Origin of the sequence: Brevibacillus reuszeri (assembly GCF_002897295.1) — a bacterium.
GTDB classification, from domain to species: domain Bacteria; phylum Bacillota; class Bacilli; order Brevibacillales; family Brevibacillaceae; genus Brevibacillus; species Brevibacillus reuszeri_A.
The window spans coordinates 11,720-31,382 of sequence record NZ_BEXF01000041.1 but is presented as its reverse complement, the minus strand read 5'-3'; the positions used below and the strand labels follow the sequence as shown (position 1 = coordinate 31,382).

The 19,663-nt window shown below is 43.8% G+C and carries 26 protein-coding genes; 18 read left to right on the top strand and 8 right to left on the bottom strand.

Annotated features, from left to right (window positions below; genetic code table 11):
• The 10 genes from C3B52_RS37010 to C3B52_RS33200 form a co-directional block, all read left to right on the top strand.
• Positions 1-2,473: Ig-like domain-containing protein (locus C3B52_RS37010; RefSeq protein WP_235615938.1), on the top strand; the 2,473-nt coding region annotated here is incomplete at its 5' end.
• Positions 2,470-2,718, top strand: a complete 249-nt coding sequence (locus tag C3B52_RS33220) for a hypothetical protein (protein ID WP_103110614.1) — start codon at positions 2,470-2,472, stop codon at positions 2,716-2,718. The genes C3B52_RS37010 and C3B52_RS33220, both read left to right, overlap by 4 nt.
• A gap of 35 nt (positions 2,719-2,753) precedes the next feature.
• Positions 2,754-2,828 carry a CD1375 family protein gene (locus C3B52_RS37955; protein ID WP_373419756.1) on the top strand — a complete coding sequence of 25 codons (75 nt, stop codon included), beginning with the start codon at positions 2,754-2,756 and terminating at the stop codon, positions 2,826-2,828.
• 49 nt (positions 2,829-2,877) lie between these two features.
• Positions 2,878-3,003, top strand: coding sequence for a CD1375 family protein (locus C3B52_RS37950; RefSeq protein ID WP_268811920.1), 126 nt, complete (start codon positions 2,878-2,880; stop codon positions 3,001-3,003).
• A gap of 62 nt (positions 3,004-3,065) precedes the next feature.
• Positions 3,066-3,566, top strand: a complete 501-nt coding sequence (locus tag C3B52_RS33215) for a phage holin family protein (protein WP_103110613.1) — start codon at positions 3,066-3,068, stop codon at positions 3,564-3,566.
• Positions 3,529-4,377: an N-acetylmuramoyl-L-alanine amidase gene (locus tag C3B52_RS33210; protein ID WP_235615937.1), complete on the top strand. Its 849-nt coding sequence runs from the start codon at positions 3,529-3,531 to the stop codon at positions 4,375-4,377. The genes C3B52_RS33215 and C3B52_RS33210 overlap by 38 nt, the downstream gene beginning before the upstream one ends.
• Before the next feature lie 2 nt (positions 4,378-4,379).
• Positions 4,380-4,526, top strand: a complete 147-nt coding sequence (locus C3B52_RS37005) for a hypothetical protein (RefSeq protein ID WP_164685039.1) — start codon at positions 4,380-4,382, stop codon at positions 4,524-4,526.
• 83 nt (positions 4,527-4,609) lie between these two features.
• Entirely contained in the window at positions 4,610-4,786 is a 177-nt protein-coding gene (locus C3B52_RS37000) for a hypothetical protein (RefSeq protein ID WP_164685038.1), read from the top strand.
• Entirely contained in the window at positions 4,770-5,030 is a 261-nt protein-coding gene (locus C3B52_RS33205; RefSeq protein ID WP_103110611.1) for a YolD-like family protein, read from the top strand. The genes C3B52_RS37000 and C3B52_RS33205 overlap by 17 nt, the downstream gene beginning before the upstream one ends.
• A 1-nt stretch (position 5,031) precedes the next feature.
• Positions 5,032-5,406 (top strand): hypothetical protein, encoded by a 375-nt coding sequence (locus C3B52_RS33200; RefSeq protein WP_103110610.1) that lies wholly within the window; start codon positions 5,032-5,034, stop codon positions 5,404-5,406.
• Positions 5,407-5,481: 75 nt separating this feature from the next.
• Here C3B52_RS33200 and C3B52_RS33195 read toward each other — a convergent pair whose 3' ends face one another.
• The 5 genes from C3B52_RS33195 to C3B52_RS33175 form a co-directional block, all read right to left on the bottom strand.
• Positions 5,482-5,784: a hypothetical protein gene (locus tag C3B52_RS33195; RefSeq protein WP_164685037.1), complete on the bottom strand. Its 303-nt coding sequence runs from the start codon at positions 5,782-5,784 to the stop codon at positions 5,482-5,484.
• A gap of 82 nt (positions 5,785-5,866) precedes the next feature.
• On the bottom strand, positions 5,867-7,222 hold the full coding sequence (locus C3B52_RS33190; RefSeq protein WP_103110608.1) for a sensor histidine kinase: 1,356 nt from the start codon (positions 7,220-7,222) through the stop codon (positions 5,867-5,869).
• A 241-nt stretch (positions 7,223-7,463) separates the two neighbouring features.
• Positions 7,464-8,174, bottom strand: a complete 711-nt coding sequence (locus tag C3B52_RS33185; protein ID WP_103110607.1) for a hypothetical protein — start codon at positions 8,172-8,174, stop codon at positions 7,464-7,466.
• A 77-nt stretch (positions 8,175-8,251) separates the two neighbouring features.
• Positions 8,252-9,592 carry a tubulin-like doman-containing protein gene (locus tag C3B52_RS33180; RefSeq protein WP_235615940.1) on the bottom strand — a complete coding sequence of 447 codons (1,341 nt, stop codon included), beginning with the start codon at positions 9,590-9,592 and terminating at the stop codon, positions 8,252-8,254.
• A gap of 10 nt (positions 9,593-9,602) precedes the next feature.
• Positions 9,603-9,965: a hypothetical protein gene (locus C3B52_RS33175; protein WP_103110605.1), complete on the bottom strand. Its 363-nt coding sequence runs from the start codon at positions 9,963-9,965 to the stop codon at positions 9,603-9,605.
• 365 nt (positions 9,966-10,330) lie between these two features.
• On the opposite strand from C3B52_RS33175, the gene C3B52_RS33170 reads away from it, so the two are divergent.
• From C3B52_RS33170 to C3B52_RS33160, 3 genes are read left to right on the top strand one after another with little or no spacing between them, the layout of a single operon-like run.
• Positions 10,331-11,077 carry a hypothetical protein gene (locus C3B52_RS33170; protein WP_103110604.1) on the top strand — a complete coding sequence of 249 codons (747 nt, stop codon included), beginning with the start codon at positions 10,331-10,333 and terminating at the stop codon, positions 11,075-11,077.
• A gap of 29 nt (positions 11,078-11,106) precedes the next feature.
• Complete coding sequence (locus C3B52_RS33165) at positions 11,107-11,736, top strand: DUF3990 domain-containing protein (protein ID WP_164685036.1); 630 nt, start codon at positions 11,107-11,109, stop codon at positions 11,734-11,736.
• Entirely contained in the window at positions 11,726-12,271 is a 546-nt protein-coding gene (locus C3B52_RS33160) for a hypothetical protein (protein WP_103110602.1), read from the top strand. The genes C3B52_RS33165 and C3B52_RS33160 overlap by 11 nt, the downstream gene beginning before the upstream one ends.
• 39 nt (positions 12,272-12,310) lie before the next feature.
• Here the strand turns inward: C3B52_RS33160 and C3B52_RS33155 are convergent, their stop codons facing one another.
• Complete coding sequence (locus C3B52_RS33155) at positions 12,311-12,541, bottom strand: helix-turn-helix domain-containing protein (protein WP_103110601.1); 231 nt, start codon at positions 12,539-12,541, stop codon at positions 12,311-12,313.
• A gap of 265 nt (positions 12,542-12,806) precedes the next feature.
• Here C3B52_RS33155 and C3B52_RS33150 point away from each other — a divergent pair, with 265 nt between their 5' ends.
• The 3 genes from C3B52_RS33150 (at position 12,807) to C3B52_RS37610 (ending at position 15,354) form a co-directional block, all read left to right on the top strand.
• Entirely contained in the window at positions 12,807-14,249 is a 1,443-nt protein-coding gene (locus C3B52_RS33150; RefSeq protein ID WP_103110600.1) for an FtsK/SpoIIIE domain-containing protein, read from the top strand.
• Positions 14,233-14,835 (top strand): replication-relaxation family protein, encoded by a 603-nt coding sequence (locus C3B52_RS33145; RefSeq protein ID WP_103110599.1) that lies wholly within the window; start codon positions 14,233-14,235, stop codon positions 14,833-14,835. The genes C3B52_RS33150 and C3B52_RS33145 overlap by 17 nt, the downstream gene beginning before the upstream one ends.
• A gap of 360 nt (positions 14,836-15,195) precedes the next feature.
• A complete protein-coding gene (locus C3B52_RS37610) occupies positions 15,196-15,354 on the top strand; it encodes a hypothetical protein (RefSeq protein ID WP_235615935.1) in 159 nt (52 codons plus the stop codon).
• 186 nt (positions 15,355-15,540) lie between these two features.
• Here the strand turns inward: C3B52_RS37610 and C3B52_RS33135 are convergent, their stop codons facing one another.
• Both C3B52_RS33135 and C3B52_RS33130 read right to left on the bottom strand, forming a co-directional pair.
• Entirely contained in the window at positions 15,541-16,365 is an 825-nt protein-coding gene (locus tag C3B52_RS33135) for a helix-turn-helix domain-containing protein (protein WP_103110597.1), read from the bottom strand.
• A gap of 661 nt (positions 16,366-17,026) precedes the next feature.
• A complete protein-coding gene (locus C3B52_RS33130; RefSeq protein WP_103110596.1) occupies positions 17,027-17,278 on the bottom strand; it encodes a helix-turn-helix domain-containing protein in 252 nt (83 codons plus the stop codon).
• A gap of 163 nt (positions 17,279-17,441) precedes the next feature.
• On the opposite strand from C3B52_RS33130, the gene C3B52_RS33125 reads away from it, so the two are divergent.
• Together C3B52_RS33125 and C3B52_RS33120 are read left to right on the top strand one after the other, a co-directional pair.
• Entirely contained in the window at positions 17,442-18,185 is a 744-nt protein-coding gene (locus C3B52_RS33125; protein ID WP_103110595.1) for a LytR/AlgR family response regulator transcription factor, read from the top strand.
• 184 nt (positions 18,186-18,369) lie between these two features.
• The gene (locus C3B52_RS33120) at positions 18,370-19,614 is read left to right on the top strand and encodes a hypothetical protein (RefSeq protein ID WP_103110594.1); all 1,245 of its coding nucleotides are present in this window, start codon (positions 18,370-18,372) and stop codon (positions 19,612-19,614) included.
• The last annotated feature ends 49 nt before the right edge of the window (positions 19,615-19,663 follow it).

Sequence of the window (19,663 nt, the reverse complement as noted above, 5' to 3'; positions counted from 1 at the left end):
CAACACGGACATGCAAACCAATATCGGATTTAACTGTAATGGTGTGACAAACGTTTTTGCACTTGAGCCTATCACCAACAACCCGCCAACGCTCACACTCACGTCACCTGCCGATAATCAGACATTAACAGAAGGCAGCACCTACAAACTGGAAGGTACCGTCTCTGATGCTGACGCTGGAAACGCCCTGTCCGTAAAATACTCCATTGCAGGCGGACCAACGCAAACCATCTCTCTTGGTACGTCTGACGGCTCAACAGCGAAGTCATTTAGCAAAACGTTGAAGTATTCACAAGGTCGTTTCTGGGACGGCGCGACGGATGTATCAGGACTTCTACCAGCGGAGGCATCATCAATTCAAGTCTGGGCAAATGACGGCATAGACGACTCAGCCAAGGTGACACGAAACTTTACCGTGGTACAAGAGGACGGCAAGATCATTATTCCGGTCAACGTGGTATCGTCTGCCTTCTTAGTTTCCCGGATGGCTCCACCTGTGCTATTGAGCAATGGGTGGATTGTGGGAGCAGTTAGAAATTCGACTGACAATTTATGCTATTACTATGTTTCAAAGGATAACGGGAAAACCTTTACACTACTTACGAAGAACGATGTGAGTGTTTATGGTGGATTTTCTATCTGTTCCGTAGGCGTAAGAGTGTATACAGTATCATGCTACAGTGGGAATATAGTTTTACGTTTGTCTTCTTTTGATGCTACAAAAGTCGGAGCTACACATACAACATCAACTACACTCGACAACCCAAGCGGAAAGGGCGAATGGTCTGGGGTTTCTAGCGCCATTACACCTGACGGCACCAAACTCTGGTGGGCAGCCAGTACGAAAAACGCCACTTATCCGAACAGTTTTAACATTCGGGCTGGTTCCATTCCGATCAACGCGGATGGTACGTTAGGAGTTCCTAGTGCAGCAATGCAAGTGACCACGCTTGACTCATCAATAACAAATAACACAAACCCTACTATTGACTTCAAACCAGATGGTCACCCGATAATTTTGTATCAACAAAGACAAGGTGGAACATCGACATATCTGATAGTGGCATCGAGATTTACAGGTACGAATTGGCAGACGACTACCGTATTTTCGTCATTAAACTATCCGCAAAACGAACCCAAATTAATCCGCACGCCAAACGGGAAACTACACGCTGTGTGGCATGGCACTGATTCTAATGATGTAACAAATGATTTTATCCGTTACTCAAATACAACAGATGGAGCGTCGTGGTCAACTCCTAAAAAGTTGTGGTTAGGTAAAAATGCGTCAATCACATCCGACAAGAATGGAAGATTATTCATTGCTCATGAAATGGGTACGATTCTTTATGAACGTAGTTCAGCCGACGAGTTCGTAACTTCTCAGATAAACTTACAAATTACAGGCGGTTCTTCCCCTGCATCGTTGTATGATCCAACATTTCAAACTGATTTCACAATACCGCCTACGATTTTCCAAACAACAGACACAGTCAAATATTACGGGTCATTGATCCTAAACAAAAAGCCCGTTATCACGCTGACCACACCAGACAACCGGACCCTGACTGAGAACTCGACTTATGATGTAGCTGGAAACGCTGTAGACGAGGACGTTGGGAATGTCGTAACAGTCTACTACAAAATCAATAACGGACCACCGCAGGCGGCTGCATCTGACGTATCAGATGGAAGCACGCCTATTTTGTTTTCCAAGCAGCTTATCTACAAGAACAAGCGCGTTTATCTTGGCACAACAGACATTACAGGAGCTGACCTGGCTGAAAACGTGGACCACATTCTCACCGTCTGGGCAGATGACAACAAGCCGGGCAAGAGCACAGAGCTCACACGCAAGTTCCGAGTAGTCTGGAACCGTCCGCCTGTGATTGACGGTCAAAACGGTGATATCGGCATCCACGAAACGCCACCTGAAGTCACCTATGCTGCTTACGATCCAGAAGGCAACGCCTTTAGCATCACAGAGAAAATCAATGGTGTAGTAACGCGCTCGTTTGCGGGCGTGGCTAACCGTCAGGAAACGTTCCAGATCAATCATGATACGTGGCTCAAACTAGAGCCTGGTGTATTGCACTCGCTGACGATCGAAGCTGTAGACGATCAAGGAGCGAAGTCGACCAGGGTATACACGTTTACACGGTTTGAGGATCAACTCTCCTTTGAAATCGAGGTACCATGGACGACTGATGTAGCTGCCAAGCGCGTGCTGCTCACGATGGACATGTCCCTGCCTCCAGGAGCTTTATTCGTGGCTGAAGCAACCAATAACGCGTTTGATGCTGCACCTAGATGGGAGGACATCTCCTTTAACGCACGTTATGGTAGAGGATACATTTTTCAGAACGAACAGAAGACAGCCACTCAGTGGGGAATCAGTATTCGTGTTCATATCGAGAAAGGTACAGCGACAGAGCCTATCATTGTCAAAGGGTTTGGGGGTGCGTTTGATTGAGTATTCCATTGCAGTTTCCATTGGACGTTAGCAAAGCACAAGCAGACCGGGAAGCTGAAGCAAAACGAAGATCAGCCATCCCGCAGCTGGTAGATGACTCCACAGCGATGATGCTGGCGCTAGCAGAAGTGTTTGAGAAAACAGACGGAGACACGATCTTGCTCATGCAAGTCATCACCAGCCTGTATGAGAAGAACCTGGAGCTGGAGGCACGAATTGCAGCATTAGAAGGAGGAACCGCATAGTGGTACACATCTACTATCGTTTAATCAAAGAAGGGATGAAAACAATTGATCAAGTCCCTACAAGTCTTAAAGATCAAGTTCAAGCGCTATTGGACGCAGAAACTGCGTAGCCTGGCGCTTTTTTTATTCCTGTGGCTATGGAAAGGAGGTGATGACAAGATGGCAACGATCTACGTAACACTGATTGTTCGCGGCTATAAAACATTTGCTGATGTCCCAGCGGTTTTGAAGCCAGAGGTTAAGAATCAGCTGGAGGCATTGGAACTCGGTGAATTGGCAGTGTAGTCAAACTGGTGGGAGCTGCTGACGTGGCTCCCTTATCTTTTATTCGAGAGAAGGCGGTATGCATGAAAGAATGGATTTTATCAGGTGCGATTGGTGCCTTTTTGCTCTCAGCCTTCCACTTCCTATATGGAGAAGGTTCTGCTCGTTACCTAGCAATCTTCTTGTATGTGTTTCTACTAATTATGGACTGGTTAGCTGGATATCGAGCATCAAAAATAGATGGATCTTATGCCTCTGAATACGGCATTAAGGGTGGATACCGAGCAGTATTCATTCTGGGTATGCCCTCCATCGGTCATCAAATCGATCAAATATCAGGCACTCCAGGTGTCGCTTTCTATTTCTTAACAGCAGCCTTTGGGCTACATATCTGGAAGAGCATGACGGCAAACGTGATCCGAGCCGGCTGGGAGAAATGGGTGCCTGGATGGGCAATGATTTACGTTGCGGAAGAACTGGAGCATAAAATCTCCAGAGCTATAAAGCGAAGAACGGAGAAAGAAAAGTATTTGGGAGGCGATGACAGTGGTTCTAAAGATAACAGAAATGCTTCTGTCCAATAAAACAGCACGTCCTGGCACAAAGATTACGCCAAAGGGTGTAGTCATCCATTGGACTGCAAACGAGGGAAAAGGTGCCGACGCTGTAGCTAACCGGAACTACTTCAACAAGCCCACCACGGAAGCCAGCGCACATTATAACGTCGATGACAAACAGATCATTCGCTGCCTACCTGAAAACGAGATGGGCTATCATGTTGGGGCAAAAACGTACAATCCCGGTGCCCTGAAGCAGCTGAGTTCTTATCCAAACAACTGTACGATCGGTATTGAAATGTGCGTCAACGCTGATGGTGATTTCAAGAAGATGTATCAGAACACGTTGGAGCTGACTGCTGACATCCTGAAACGGTACGGCTGGGGCGTAGACAAGCTGTGGCGGCACTTTGATATCACAGGCAAGAACTGCCCGGCTTATTTCGTTTCTGATGACTATGCTAGGCGATTCACTGGGCTAACAGCTGCACAGGCATGGGCAAAATTTAAAGATGATGTCCACAGGTTGTTAACAGGATATCCACAGAAAAACGAAAGCAAGAGGGAACCTGTTACGGTACAAATTACCCTGAAACCACTAGGGTTCCTGATTGACGGTGTTTCCCATCTACCAATCAGAGCAGTTGCTGAAGCTCTAGGAGCCAAGGTGGAATTTGATGCCGCCTCCAGTCAGGTAAAGGTCAACAGTAAAATCGTTACTGCAACGATTGAGTATGGCGTGTCGTATGCGCCTGCGAGAGAGCTAGCTGGCATCCTTAACCTAGAGGTCGAGTGGGACGGAGATACCAAAACTGTGAAGCTGAAAGGGCGTGCGTGATTATGAAAGAGTTCCTGAAGAAGAATAAGAAATATGTGCTACTCATCTTGGCGGGTGCTCTCGGTATAGCCAGTGCTGCCATTGGATTAAGCGAAGACTTACAACTGCAACTCATTGATATTTTCGATAAACTCATTCCCTCATCCTAATTTGGATGGGGGTTTTTTCTATTTGCACGTTCGTATTTTGTTCGTATATAATACAAACAAACGTTCGTGAAATGAGTGATACCATGGAAAAGATAAATACTGTTGTTGATGGGCGACTAATGGCTGTACCTGTCCTGACTCCAAAGCACATTGCAGCAATCAATAAGATCCAAACAGGCGTAAGCCCTGCACCTGACATTCTCCGCGATCTTATTGACGCTGGACTGGTGGAGGATGCTGCAAATGACCTTGCTGTATGAGCATCATTACGAGACAGATGTAGCCGAAACACCATCAATCGATCCTGATTCATTAGCGGAGATCATCTACGACTCGGTACGCAAAGACTATGCGATCACAGTCAGTTGGCAAGATGAAGGCATCAGAAGAGAATGGGGCATCGTTACAGAAATTGATCACACCAACCAGAGAATAAAACTGCTCCGAGACGACGGCGGCTGGTGGATACCTGTAAACCAATTGCTGCAAGTCGAACGGGTGTAGCATGACACATACAGAAGAATGGCGGGAGATCCTGCACGAATTGATTATTTATGGGATGTTGTTCAAGGCTGTCTCGATCGATGCAAAAGCGATCAATCACAGCGAACTCAAGCTTTCATACGTGCCGATCCTAGAATCAGTATCCGCTGCAGCTGAGCGAAAGCATCACCAATACCGGCAACAATTTGGAAGAATGGGCGGAAAGATTCGATCTCAAGGCTCGACTGACAGTTTTCTTTATGAGGTTCTGGTAACATTCCGAGGTCTTCAGCACGAAGTTATCTACAATGTCGAGGTTTTGAAAGCGGAGTGTCAGGTGCGACTGAACAATTTCCAACAGGCATTTATCGATGAGCAGAGGAACGGGCGGGCATAATATGAATAGAGGGATTACAGCAGCAAAGAACCCGCCTGGCATGATGCTTGGGCGGGTTTCTTATTGTGCGTAATGTCATTCTGGCCACTCAACGATCGTATCGTCTAACGCCTTCTCAAGCCGGCTCTTTAGTGTCTTTTTCTGCTCAAGGGTATCGCCTAATAGCTGTGCAATAGTCAGGGGAACAGGCTTATCAGTTGGCGCGTTTAGAGTCTCCTGGAGCCAGGTAATTTCTGCGTCGAGCAGCTGCAGCCTCATTAACACATTCCGTACCGTCATTTTCCCATCTACTTGCTGCAGAGCCTTTTCATTCTCCCACGATACATGCCGGCTGTTGTTCTTTATGTCATTCCAAAAGCTACTGTCTGATTGTGACATGATGCTGATTCCTTTCTTCAACGCAAATCTTTATCTGACTTTGATATTACCCCCTTAACAAAAAAACCGCTAGACACTAAGCCTAAACGGTGTGTTCTTCTGTAACCTCCTGTGAGCCTTTTATAGCCATCGGGAGCATTATAGTGAAGCGAGTTACCCCATGACGAGAGATCACGTCAATTTCCCCTTTGTATTTCGTTACAAGCCCCTTCACAACAGCAAGACCAACCCCACCATCACCAGAATCCCTAGTTGTATATCCGAGGTCAAATAGTTTTGGAAGAACCTCATCCGGAATCGTTGGACCAGAGTTCTCGATGGACAAATACTCACTACCGTTGCGGATACCCCATTCCATCCGTATGTACCGGTCATCATCTTCCATTTTCAGCGTAGCTGTATATGCATTGTCTAAAAGATTACCCAGCAGTTTGCTTATATCAATATCTTTCCAAGATTCCAACTGTGGTGAATTGGGCGCAACCTTTACCTGAAAATCAACGCCGCCTTTAGCGAAGTTTGTAACCTTACCATATAGCATTGCAGCTATAGTTTTATTACGAATGCCTTCAGTAATATCGATAAGTTCCTTTGTCTCGTCGACCAGGTTAAGCACGAAAGATTCGATACGCTGGTACTCCTTCATCTTGAGGAAGCCAAGAATGACGGTGAAGTGCGATAAGGCATCGTGCTTAATTGCTCTCACAGCCGTGGTCAGGTCAATCAATTGCTTGCTGTACGGGGCTTCAGTTTCTTTCTCAACTCTTACGACAGTAGCCCGTACATATAGCACAAAGAATATTGAAGTGATCAAAGCAAGAACTAAGGCAGCTAGTTGGTAAATCCACAAGTAGTTTGTAACGGGATGCAATTCTTCTAGCAGTACCTTTCCCATGAAGGTTGACACATTCACTAACAGAATCGATGTGAACGTGATCCCGCCCGACACGATCAAGAACACCAGGTATCGATTGGGTGCTGTTCGTGGCCATAGCTTTCGTAAATTGAATCGTAACTTGTAAAGCGTGAAACTGAGGATACATAGCGTTGATAAGTACGTAAATGACAAGGCATAGCGTAGGAACGTACTCTCAGCAAACACACTAACCCTGACACCCAGTACACTCATCACAGCGCTGATTGTTGTTTCTGAGACCATCATCCAGGTTGATGAAGCCACAACCATTGCAAATGCTTTATAGCGATGCCCTAGAGATAGAAACAGTAGAAATTCAAACGAATAGAATAGAAACAGCTTGAGTTCGTAGTCAACACCAAACGCAGTAAGTACATCGCCCCATATGGCAAAAAGAACGCCACAGAGTACCAAGCGCCTCCACTCTCTACATAGTGGTAGGTTGAAGACTGCATAACCGATAGTAAGTAGCAGCATTGCTTCTGGCAAGTCCAAAACAAAGTAGTTTAGCAAAACTTCCACTTTACTTTTTCCGCCCCTTTCTTTTGTCTAGCCATCGCCAAAAGTGGTTGATTAATGGCTCAGGTGTACTCATAGACCAAAGAAAGAGTGAAACGACTATACAAGCTAAGACTATCTCCCAAATACTCATGATGTCCACCCCACGCAGTTCGTTTGATAATCTATACCCGATAATCATAAAAGAAAAACGCTAAGTAGTGTTGTTTTTTGAAAAAATAAAAACACCCGATTGGGTGTTTATTTAGTCTTCTGTTGTGTAGAAACGGCTAAAATCACTTTGCTCACTGTTGAATTCAGTAAGTAGTTCGTTGACATGTCCCTTTATATGCAATAATTCTAAGCTTCCTGTTGATGTTCGATAAATAATACCAGCATCACATACTGGGCTTACTGTATCGGATAAGCTAGATACTTTGGAAATAATCCCAGCCATTATTGCAACTGCGAATTGAAGATATCTTAAATCGTCTTTTATCTTCAATCGCGTATATTCCTCAAACTCTTTGCTTAGTTCTTCTATGGTGTTCATATCTATATCTGCTGGCCAAATAACGTAAGGATACCCTTTTTCGATATAACCATCTAAATCTTCACCTGTAACCCTAATTACCATTGAGGATCCATGTTCTTCTTTTATAGCAAGGCATTGAGCAACTTTCGTAAGTTTTATTAACTCAGACCAATCATTACCATATTTATTCAAATCATCTACCAGTAATGAAGTAAAAATTCCATGAACCGTAGTTGAATCCATTCTACTTAGGCGCTTGCATTCTTCAATAAATCCCTCAATTACGTTGACAGATCCACAACCTGCTGCCCATCCAGCTGGAATGCTATGGAGTTTCTTGTGCTCTATGTTGATAACATCTTTTCCTTTTCCAAATTGAATTCTTGTGTCTGTTGCAATAATTGCAAATGAATTATTAACAAAACAAGCTACTACTGACATACAAATGCTCCTTCCTCATTTTGAAATAAAAATCACCAAGAGATTTTACATTCTCTTGGTGCACATCTTGTTAGTGTTCAAGATTTTCGTTTGAACGGGTTCTTAGATTGGTCGATTGTAGCAGCCGTTTCCTTTTTAGCTGTCGCAAAAGGATTTGAAGGTGCACTAGATGTAGATCGATTCCTCGTTGTAGATGGTTTGAATGGATTAGCACTCAACTCGCCATCGATTCCAAAGCCAGACGACTTGTTTTCTCTTTCTCTCTGCTGGCTGATCAGTTCCTCAGACTCTTCTTTCAACTTACGAGCCCGTTCGGGCAAACCACGCAGGCTTGTGATTGTATAAACAAGCGCATATCTTGAATCCCATGTAGAACGACCGTAGTAGACAGGAACCCCTGGAAGCTCTTCTTGAAGCCTGCGATTAATCTTTTCCAAGGTATTGGCATTCAACAAATCCTCACGATGCTTTGGCATCACTACATGGATACCGAATGCCTTTGCATCGTTTTCATAATCAAATCCATTTGCCAGAACGTTACGACCGCGGTATGTAGAGACGATTTCATTGATGAGATCACTTTCACTCTTCAAATCGTTGTCCTGGATGTTGATCTTCTTCTTAGCAAAAGTTAGAACGCCACCGGTTAGAAGTAGCTTGTTTTTGAAGTCCTCAGCATCCAAACTCTTATCTGATTCAAGAGTAGTCACAACATTCCATTCATGCAGAATGCTTGCAACTTTGTAGTTTGAGTACCTATCCCAAGAAATTGCAGCTGCTTCAGTATCGCCCAAATGATCTTCAATGATCTTTTTGTTATCAAGGATGATTAAACTTTCCAACGCACGATACTCGTTACCCTCAGAGTCAGTTCTCAATTCTTCAAGTTTTGGCGTTAGTTCTTTCAATGCATTATACGCATTGATATTTTCATCAATATGCGGGTTCGGCAAGCTGACAATCGCAATCACTGGTTTACCAACATAGTCAGCAACAACATCAATCATGATGTTTAATGCTCCGGTACCAGTACCTCCACCAAGCGATGCCACAATGCATACCACTTCGGCATTTTTCATCGTTCTTTGAATTGCTGTAAAAACTTCCTCGCCGTTTGCCTCAACAGCTTGGCGCCCCTTCTCTGGCACCATCCCAGCACCACGCTCAAACTCTTTCCCCTTCAGCGCTACACGATTGTGTTTATCCACATTCTTCAGGCTTTCTAAATCACCTAAGTTCGTATTGAAGCAAAGAACTGGATAGCACGGTTCGTTGTTCACAGAGTTACGGATACCTGCAAAAGCATCGACGATTTTACTACCGCCCTGCCCGATGCCGATGAATCCAAACTGAGTGCCGATAGCAGCGCTACGCTGTTTTATGAAGCTTTCCAAAATCCATACATTGTCGATCATCATCTTGCTCAAATCACTCGCCTCCCATGATTTTCTTGACTACCTTGCTTTCTTCAAGTAACGCGGGATTATTCTCCAATAAATCTCCAAGGGCTTCAGCTGCCATTTCGCCGTGATCCGTCAGATGGTACTTTAACGAGGTTCCGTCTGGATAAAAGTCAACAAATGTTGTACCAATTAACAGCGCAACAGCCTCGTCAACTGTATAGCGGAATTTCTTCGACCCTTCCTCTACATCCTGATGCCTCTGATATTCTTTCAAAATAGCGATTTTTGAAATGCCAATTTTGTGATTGAAAATGATATAGAAAACATCGAGAGCGGAATCCTTGAGTACCTTTTCGCAAATGTAGCGTACGGTTTCTTTCGTAAACAAATTGGGCTCCCCTTCCACCATCTCATTTATGATTCGCATTTAACTTCATGATTGTGTCGCACAAGTAAATACTAACACCAACCTGAAATAGTTGGCAATAGTTAAGTTGCATGAACCTGTATGACCCATCAACACATCCGTACAAATTCATACATAATTCATTCAAACGACTTTACTTTCCGTCGCACGAAAGTGCATCACAAATCACATTTGTGCGACTCAATAACTTGATATTTCTATCCTTTATCAATGTGCATGAATCTGTATGACCGATTTTCATACTCGTACGTACGATTACATTTCAATTTAATATCTTACACACTCGTACTGTATGTGCTAGATTTATCATGTAGGGGGTGACTGGGTTGCAACAGATTTTCTATTTTACTGCTCAGGTAGCTGAAAAACTTGATACAACACCAACAACTGTATATAGATGGTCTGAAGTGCTAGAGAAGAGTGGCTACAAATTCGTGAAGGATGATCGTGGCCAACGTGCATATAGAGAGATCGATGTGGAGGCAATCACACGGTTAATCGAGCTGAAGGATGTTCACCGAATGAAGATGACCAACGCTGCACTGAAGGTCGTTGAAGAATTTGCCAACAGGATTGAGATCGACCCGGCAATCCTGGAGAAGAGGCAGCAGCAAGACCTGGTGCTTCCGGACACTCCAGAAGAGTTTATGAAGATGATCCAGAACATCACGAGTGCTTATCATGAGGTTGTTGCGACCAATGAGCAGCTGGCGAGTGAGCTGGCTGAAGCAAAAGAAGAGATGCAGCTGATCCGTCAGCAATTGCAGGCATTACCTGAAGCCAATAACCAACTGGAGAAGAAACTTGAGTCTCTGGTCAGCACAGATAAGCTTAGCCAGGACGTTCGTGCATTCGTACGTACGTCACAGTTTGACTTGCGACTCCTAGAGCTGGAGGTTTCCAAGGAACTGCGGAAACAAGCTATGGACGAGTGGGGGAGACTGCCAGAATCCGAGCGTTACATAAAGTCGTTTTTCTCGAAACGAGAGAACATGGAGAAACGTCATGACTTCATCAACCGGTATGTAGATGATCGGCTGCCAGAAGAAATGAAGAAGAGACTACAGAATTGATCATATAAGATGACTGGGGAGAAATGCGGGTGTCTATTCAGCGTACGTCTTATGCATCTGAAATTGAGATGCCAGAATTCGTTTACCATGGAACAACCTTCAACAACTTGGATGATTTCAAAAAAGAATTGATTTCTGATAATGATAGTTTCTATCCCAAAAATCGTGATTTTGGCAGTGCTTTTTATACTACTATAGATATTGAACAAGCTAAGCAATGGGGAAAAATAAAGGAAGACCGATCTATCGCTCGAGGGAAAAAACAAAAAGGACTAGTCCTTCAAATAAAAGTTAATCATATTAAGGTGGAAGAACAAAATCCAACTTTTAGAATCTTTCTTTCCTCAACAATTCCTTGGGCACAATTCATACATGACAACAGAATTAAAGAAATTGATTACGAATCCACTCCTGATATTATTATTGGACCCATGGCAGATAATAGGATTGCAGATGTGATTGACGATTTCCAAGCCAATGAAAGAACTATACAACAATTTCGTGATACAATAATGAGAACACCAGGAAACAAGTTGCTTGATGACAAACAACTAGGGCAACAAATTGCTTTTTGTAACCGTCTAATAGCAAGGGAAGTTCTTACAATATCTGAGTATTATGTATTAGATAAAGGGAGGTGGCACCAGCATGAGTTATGATTTCAAGTATGCTGAACTTTCACCATACTATCAGAAAATTGTAGATGCTTTAGCTAGGAATCATGGTTACTCTGATGCTGAAGCCCTCAAGATATTGAATGACTACTATGACGTTTTAGAGATCATCAGTGGGTATTATCCAGCTGAAGAAGAAGCCGAGTTGTTACATGATGCTATAAAGAACGACTGCACCCCAAGTCAGTGGCTTTCTAACCTCAATGAAATCAGTGTCAGTGTTGATCAAAGCACAGCGTTACAAAGCGTAGACATGATTCTCGAACATGATGATCGTATTACTATACTTGAGTCAAAACTAAACTCTTTATATGATCGCATAGATACAATGATCATGCCAAATTATGATGCGAAGTATTTAATTAATGTCAACAAGAGAATGTCCTTATCAACATCGTTTGCATCACCTTTTATAGATGAAAAAGGCAACTTCTATGCACCTCTTGTACGCACCCCTGTACCGATTATGGTAACAACGAAAAACGATCGTACTTTAGTATTAGCTGACGATAAAGAGTAATGTAAAAACCCTGAGAGTGGATAACCATTCCCAGGGTTTTTACATACTCCAAAAATCATGTTGTTTTACATTAGGATCTACTTTGCGCAGCGCCTGAAGAACTTTCTTCATTGTGCTGCCAGATGGCAAATACTCCTTTTTAGTCGCCAAATCCCCAGCTGTATTCTTGCTGATTCCAGCGGTTCTCATTAACCACTGTTGCGATATCCCTCGATCATCCAGCCATTTGCCCAGACGGGTTCGCTTTTTACCAAGGCTTTCCCAATTCATAAAACCACCTCAGCACCAGTTATGTCCAAGCATCCCACAAATTAAACCAGTCCTGGATGATTTTTTGGGAATCTTGGACAATCCGTACCCCATAGCCTTTACTACACTAGCTACCGCACCAGCAACCAACATAACTACCGACATAGCCCTAGTGCGCTATCCTACTGAGAAGTCGCATTGCGATGTGGAAAGTAAGTTTTGTTAAGAGCGAAAGCGATGAGCAAAGCGAAGCGCGAAGCTCTGTCGAAGAAAGGGGCGGAATTGTATGAACGTTTTGCATGGTTTGGCAACAGCCCTAGATGACCGACTTCAAGACTTTGTACGTGACATGGTAATCGATCTATTCGGCGTTTCCTTGTTTGGAGGATTGCCGAGCGCGCGGCTTGCTGATGGTTTGTATGTCCTTGCCAAAGGCATCGCCACATCCTGTGTGTTGACCTATTGTGCGCTGAAAGTGCCGGGCTGGGTGAATGATAGGGCAAAGGTCAAAGAACGCCTGGTAAGGGCGTTTATCGAGGCAGGGATATATGTAGAGAAACAGCGTCGCGATCTGGGAGATGGCAAGATCAAACCGTTCCGTATTTTCCCAACAATTGAGCGCGTAGCCATCGCTGGCAACTGCACCACAGTGAACCTTCATCTACCGATCGGCATGGACCCAGCAATAATTGAACGGAGTTCATGGGTGTTCCAAAGCATGTTTGGCCCAACTGCTGAGCTGAAGAATGACAAGGCAGGTCGGTTTCGCTTACTGATCCCAAAACGATTGCCAGCAAAGATTGACTACAGCCTGGAAAGAGCGCAGGCTGCCATGAAAAAAGCTGGGGGATTCGCCCTATACATTGGCGAGGCATACAACGGCAGCGTAGCAGCGGATCTCAAGCAGGCACCACATATCGGGTTAGTTGGCGTCACAGGCTGGGGGAAGTCGACAGGGATACGGTGCATTCTCAATACTTGGCTACAAACATACTCACCAGATCGTCTGAGACTGTTTCTGGGCGATTTGAAGATGACAGAGTTTGAAATATACCGGGGTGTTCCGCACGTTGAGGGGAGCGTTTCTGTGCGGCGTAGCGAGGTGGTTGCTATGCTGTCAGAGGTTCAGGAAATCCTTCTTCACCGGCAGGAGTTGTTCCATTCCGTTGGCGCAGTAGACTTTGACGAATATGAGGAGCTGACTGGTGAGCGAATACCGAACGTCGTTGTATGCATTGATGAAGTAGCCAGCCTTGAAGGGGAGACAGCAGCGCACGCCATCCTGGAAGAAGTAGGGCAGCTAGGCCGTAGCTTTGGTATCTTCCTGGTCCTTTCTCAGCAGCGTGTCGATCGTGAAGTCATGGACGGCAAACTCAAGAACAATTTGAACGTCCGGATTGCTTATCGAATGAGCGATGATTTGAACAGTCGCCTGTTCTTGAATACACAGGCTGCAGCTGAAATAAACACAAAAGGTCGTTGCTATGTGAAAGAAGCAACGGAGCTCAAAGAAGTCCAGACTCCTTGGCTATCCCCTAAAGAAGCCAGGGCACAGATAGAAGAGGTCAAGAAACGATATTCTGATTTCAAGAAGGTCCCACTGTTGCCTTTGATCAATGCGGATCAGCTGCAATCAGTTGAGCTGAATGAAGAAGAGAGCAACGAGCTGAGGGAGCTATTGAACGCGCTAATGGATCAGGAGGTGCCGCCACATGCAGGCGCGCGATAGGGCCATCTTAAAGGACCTTGAACGTTTCCGTTGCCTATCCCGTGACGACATCATACAACTGCACTTTCAAAGCATCAAAGATGGCGTGAACGCAGCTAATCGAGTACTGCGCCGGCTACGTGATCGAGGAGAGGTCGAAGTCATCACCAATCACACCCCATACGTGTACGCAGTGAAACCTTCGCCCATCAAACGAGATTCGCAGAAGATCCCGCATTACTTAGAAATTGCCTCTGTCTTTCACCAGATGGCGCAGCTGAAAAAGCCTGAACTGTTCGTGCCAGAGCCGAAATATGGCAAGGGCATGCCTGAACCTGACATATTCGCACTCTGGGGTAAGCCGATGTTTATCGAGGTCCAACGAAACCAATTCACACCATCCGTATGGGCCGATAAGTTCGCTCGATACCGGACTCTTTACCACAGGGGTGACATCGTTAAGGAGCCATGGCAGAAGTCCGACAAAGCTGTATTTCCCTTGCTGATTATCCTCACGGATTACCGTATCCCAGTAACAGACGGACTACCGTTCAGTGTCTTTCAGTTCCGAAATATCTCTGATCTGTTCACACGTAAAGCAGTATGATATTATGTCCAGACCGTGCACAAGCACGATCATTATTGAGATCGCAAGGTGAAATGAAGTTCGTCAAACTTCCATCCCTTCCCGTCCAGCAGTGGGCGGGATTTTTTTGTTCTACGCAAGTCCTAATCCACATATGGTCACAGTAAATGTGTTACACAGAAACAGATGAACAGAGTAAACCCGTTACAGTGTTCCTGAGATAACGACCAAAGAGGGGTGCTTTTTTCGATGGAGATTAGAGTAGGGAAGGCCCAACCCATACCTGTAAGAAAAGTAAGATCAGATAAAAAAGTCCGCGTGAATTCATCTCTTTCCAAAGACACTCACGACAAACTCGTTATGTTGGCCACTAGCTGCGGCATGACTAAAACAAGCTTGGCAGAGATCATGATCAACTCATGTGTAAATTCCCAGGACTATGTGAAATACATCCAAGATAAGCACAACAAGAATCCAAAATACCGGGTATCTCCTGTCATCGTAGACAACAAAGAGGTCCAGTACATGTTTCTGGATTAGGCTTGCTTCTTCAGCCAAGCAACCATCTTTTTCATCGTCTTCTGACAAGGGAGGCATTGCCCACCGCGTTCCTCATAGCCTTTGCTAGAAGTTTTGTCACCACAAAGAACACACTTTGTCATACTATCCGCAACCTTCCGAATGGTTTTCATGGTATAAGGATTGTCACGATTGGCAAAGTTTATACTATCGCTTGTAAAGAACGCTATTCAGCCCAGGATACTTCTCAACAGTAACGCGTTTCAAAGCACCGTAGAAGAGGCCACAGAATCTGTCAAAGTCACGTTCTTTGAAGAGGTGTCGTGTTCTTTTCCATGTATCGATTGCAATTTCTGAAACTGTATCTTCATAAGCGAAGCCACAAAGCTTGTCCAGCAGAAGTGCCTTGCCCCAAAGCTTGAAAGCAATCTTCCCATCTGCGGTGTCTCTCATGATAGGGGAGGCAAATTCTTCAGGAACATTTTTAGGAACATGATTCCAAGTACGATGAGTCGGAATACGTTTTACTTCGTCTTTCTCTTTTGATTCTTTAGAGGACAAAGTTTTAGAAAACCTAGTTTCAGACTCCAAAAATTGGTCATCAGCCCTAGTGTAATCAGGCGTTTCAGACTCATCACAACATGACAATGGCAATGTGACAGGCAATGTGTCATCAGATGGTTGAGGCAATTCACGAAGGTCCTCAATTGGTCGGATCTGATAGATATTGGAGCTGCGTTCACCACGTTTTTTCCGACGAGTAATGCGGCTGATGATTCCAAATGACTCGAGTTGCTTCACAGCACGCCAAAAAGTCCGCACAGATATCCCGAGCTTGGGTGCAAGTGTCTCAGCCTCCGGCCAGGAGACTCCAACAACTTTGCAGCTGTACCGAGCTAGTCTCTTTAGGAGCTGAGTAGCTGAATCAGTAAGCTTATGCCCATGCGTATACAGGAACTGGCGGACAGTCTTGTCCATGTCAGAAACGCTGGCGAAGGTAGCCAACGACTGATCAATACTGATCGTATGCATATGTATTCTCCTCCCAGCAGGGAAGGAAGAAGCGAACTGAAACTCAATCGGGGCAATAGGAAACTAGACCTTGCATGCTCGCTTTTTTCGCGATATAATGAAGGCAACAATTTGAGTGATTGAGTTTTTGTTCGGGTCCGGTGCTACCAACACCGGGCTTTTTCCTTTTCTGCGGTTCATTTTATTATGTCGGGAAACTAAAAAGCGCTCTGCACCAATCCGACTGGACGGTAACAGAGCGCTATGAATGTCGATGTTTGACAAACAATACCGACACTTTCGCCTTGATTGCATAGCCCAAATCGGGTTATAATGACGAAAGATCGGAGCGTTCAGATACCCGAGTACCAGTCGGTGATTCTGGATTAAAATCAATGAGAGCTGCAACTCTCTTAGATTCCCGATCTTATTTTATTTTCCAAATCTTTCTGTCAGTAGTTTAGCATGAGGTTGCTAGAATTGTCCACATGTGGATAGTCGCAAATTTTCGCTAACCTTGTGGATAACTCATATTTGATGGTTCAGGACCAGTCTTTTGGCTGGTCTTTTTTCATGCCTGTGGATTGATTGGATGCGGTGTTTTGGGGGGAAGGGGGGGGGAGCGAATTTGGTTCACACAAGCGAGCTAAATAGCACGCTTTTTGCCGGGAGTAGGCTATTCCTACTCTTTTTTTGTGCGCCTTGTTCGGTCTTCAGGGCTGACATAATCCCACTCGTAAAGCTCTTCTATGCGAATATTTAGGGCCGATGCGATTGTCATAGCCACATTGAGTGACATGGTTGGTTTTCGACCATGGATGTAATCGCGTAATTGACTTGGATTAATGTTCAACATCTCACCAAGTTCGACTACCTTCATCCTTCGAGCTTTGAGGATCTGCCCCAGCCGACAGCGCCCGGCTTTGTACGGCATGATTCCTCCAAGATGTCTTTTTTAAGATAGGTGTATTTTACCACTTTTTATACGCTTGTGAAAATGAACGTGGTAAAATAGACTAAAAATTGACTTTAGATAATCACAAAGTAGGTTTTTCTTGAGATAATAATAAATAAAACTCTAATAAAGTGGTGATTTTATGTTTCGTCAACTTCGAGTTTTGATGGTCGAAGACACCGAGGCGCACCAACAGCTAATGACAAGAATGCTTACGCGTTTGGGAATAGAAACCATTAATATAGTTTCAACGGCAGCAGAGTTCTTGGAGGTTCTTGAACAAAAAAGCAATGAATATAACGCTTTTATAATCGATGTTTATCTTGGTGCAGGTCAAATGGATGGATTAACAGCTCTAAAGGTTGCTCGAGAAAAGGGGCATTTACAACCTGCTTTAATCGTAACCATGGATACAAACGGATTAAACTTAGAACAATGTTACTCGATAGGAATTACTGAAATTCTAGATAAGGATCGTCTTTACGTTGAGGACGTATTGGATTCAAGTGTTCGCAACTTAAATGATAGAGTTGCTTTTGAGCATCTGAACACTTCTCAAGCAAGACTGGTCCCGATTATAGGCGATGATATTCATTACGTTCCAGCAGGGGATATTCTATTCATTCAATTTGATGAGAGAACCTGTCGGGTTGTGACATATCTGTCTGAATACATTTCTTCAGTATCTCTAAAAACTTATACCAAACTCCTTGAACCATCGGGTTTTTCATTAGTAAACAAACCAACGCTAGCCAATATCGCTCGAGTAGACCGTTTAGATCCACTCTCAAACACTTTAACATTTCATCATGATCCCCAAAACAGAACCGTTGATGTGTCAGCAAGAAGGATTGCTGAAGTAAAAAAACTCATAAAAACCCATTGAGTAAATGTTGTATTAAAAACCATCTTTTCTACGTTTGTTCGGACGAACGTAGTTTAAGGTGGTATTTTTTGTTTACTTGATATAACGAACGTGATAAAATCATTTTTGTCAGAAAGTTCACTCGCAAAATATGGCGTGCCCACATAGACAAAAAGCACTTATGTGCATTCCTGGGGGGATTCTTGTGGCTTTCACTTTAGGTTCTGTTTTAGCAGAAGACTTAAAAGCTAAGGGAATAAAGCAAGTTGAGGCTGCAAAAGCAGTTGGAAAATCAAGCGCGTTCTTGACACAAGTATTAGGCGAGAAATCCATGCCTTTAACTTTATTGGATCAACTAACTAGCGTTTTATCTCAGCCAATTGGTCATTACTATGACATGTACCTAGAAGACTGTTTTGCACGTGAAGGAAAGAAACCAAGGAAACGCCTTGAGGAATTTGTTTTACATTGCAAGAAGCAAGGACTTGATTTACATGCAGATAAAGCAATTACTCGTATGCTTGAAGTTGGTGGGTATCTGCCAAATATCTATGAAATTGGTGTAGGCTTACACCAGGATGGCCTAACTACTCACGCGCTTGAATGCTACGATTTGGTTATCTTGCATGAGCGAGATAGAATCGCCCAACACTTAGCTATGTCTTATTACAATCGTATGATGATTGTACGTGTACTCAATACGGATTTGTTCGAAGAAGCTGCAATTCGCTTGTGTGAGTACCTAGACTTTTTACATGATGATGCTGTACTAGAAGCTTATTATCGGGTTATTTGTGCCTTTAGATTGAAAAACAAATGGGATCATGTTATTAAATACGGAGAAAAATTAGTCACTCTAGCAAAGAGTGCAAATCAAGAGAGTTATGTAGGTGATGCTTTAATCAAAATGGCCATCGCCGCAAGAGAGACGGGGAACTATACTCTGTCGCTAGATTACATATCAGAATATGAGTCAATTAACACAGGAATTTATCGATTTGCAGCAAGCGTAAACAGGTGCATAACCTTAATTGCAGCAGGTGACACAAGTAAAATTAGAGACATGTTTGACTTTATGAAACAGAACAAAGCCCAGTCAGTTGAAGGGATTGAAATCTTGTTAGATTGCTTAGTCAAACATGATCTTTTCGAAATGATTGCTGAGTTTTTTCAAGAGTTTCCGGAGCAGATCTGTCAACTAGAGAAGATGCGAGGAAAAGAAGTAATATTTGATAGGCACTATCTTAATCTCTCACTAGCACAAGCTATGTGGCAAATTAAACAAGGAGATAACACAGGTTTATCTCAGGCAATAGAGGCTGTACAAATCGCGCGTGAATTAAAGCTTCAAAATCAATTTTTACAAGGGGTTAAATTAGTTTTCCAATATGCGCCTAAAGCATCACAAGAGTATCAAAAAGGACTGCAACTGCTGGAAGAGGTTTACTAATAAAGTCCTTGACACCCATGGGTTAATAAGACTATTATCGTAAAAATAT

Coding starts and splice junctions, on each gene's coding strand:
- C3B52_RS33160 (WP_103110602.1), top strand. CDS start 11,726: ATGAGTTATGATTTCAAGTATGCTGAACTTTCACCATACTATCAGAAA.
- C3B52_RS33130 (WP_103110596.1), bottom strand. CDS start 17,278: ATGCCGTACAAAGCCGGGCGCTGTCGGCTGGGGCAGATCCTCAAAGCT.
- C3B52_RS33155 (WP_103110601.1), bottom strand. CDS start 12,541: ATGAATTGGGAAAGCCTTGGTAAAAAGCGAACCCGTCTGGGCAAATGG.
- C3B52_RS37005 (WP_164685039.1), top strand. CDS start 4,380: ATGAAAGAGTTCCTGAAGAAGAATAAGAAATATGTGCTACTCATCTTG.
- C3B52_RS33205 (WP_103110611.1), top strand. CDS start 4,770: ATGACCTTGCTGTATGAGCATCATTACGAGACAGATGTAGCCGAAACA.
- C3B52_RS33145 (WP_103110599.1), top strand. CDS start 14,233: ATGCAGGCGCGCGATAGGGCCATCTTAAAGGACCTTGAACGTTTCCGT.
- C3B52_RS33125 (WP_103110595.1), top strand. CDS start 17,442: ATGTTTCGTCAACTTCGAGTTTTGATGGTCGAAGACACCGAGGCGCAC.
- C3B52_RS33215 (WP_103110613.1), top strand. CDS start 3,066: ATGAAAGAATGGATTTTATCAGGTGCGATTGGTGCCTTTTTGCTCTCA.
- C3B52_RS33185 (WP_103110607.1), bottom strand. CDS start 8,174: ATGTCAGTAGTAGCTTGTTTTGTTAATAATTCATTTGCAATTATTGCA.
- C3B52_RS33195 (WP_164685037.1), bottom strand. CDS start 5,784: ATGTCACAATCAGACAGTAGCTTTTGGAATGACATAAAGAACAACAGC.
- C3B52_RS33135 (WP_103110597.1), bottom strand. CDS start 16,365: ATGCATACGATCAGTATTGATCAGTCGTTGGCTACCTTCGCCAGCGTT.
- C3B52_RS37000 (WP_164685038.1), top strand. CDS start 4,610: ATGGAAAAGATAAATACTGTTGTTGATGGGCGACTAATGGCTGTACCT.
- C3B52_RS33150 (WP_103110600.1), top strand. CDS start 12,807: ATGAACGTTTTGCATGGTTTGGCAACAGCCCTAGATGACCGACTTCAA.
- C3B52_RS33180 (WP_235615940.1), bottom strand. CDS start 9,592: ATGATGATCGACAATGTATGGATTTTGGAAAGCTTCATAAAACAGCGT.
- C3B52_RS33200 (WP_103110610.1), top strand. CDS start 5,032: ATGACACATACAGAAGAATGGCGGGAGATCCTGCACGAATTGATTATT.
- C3B52_RS37950 (WP_268811920.1), top strand. CDS start 2,878: ATGGCAACGATCTACGTAACACTGATTGTTCGCGGCTATAAAACATTT.
- C3B52_RS37610 (WP_235615935.1), top strand. CDS start 15,196: ATGACTAAAACAAGCTTGGCAGAGATCATGATCAACTCATGTGTAAAT.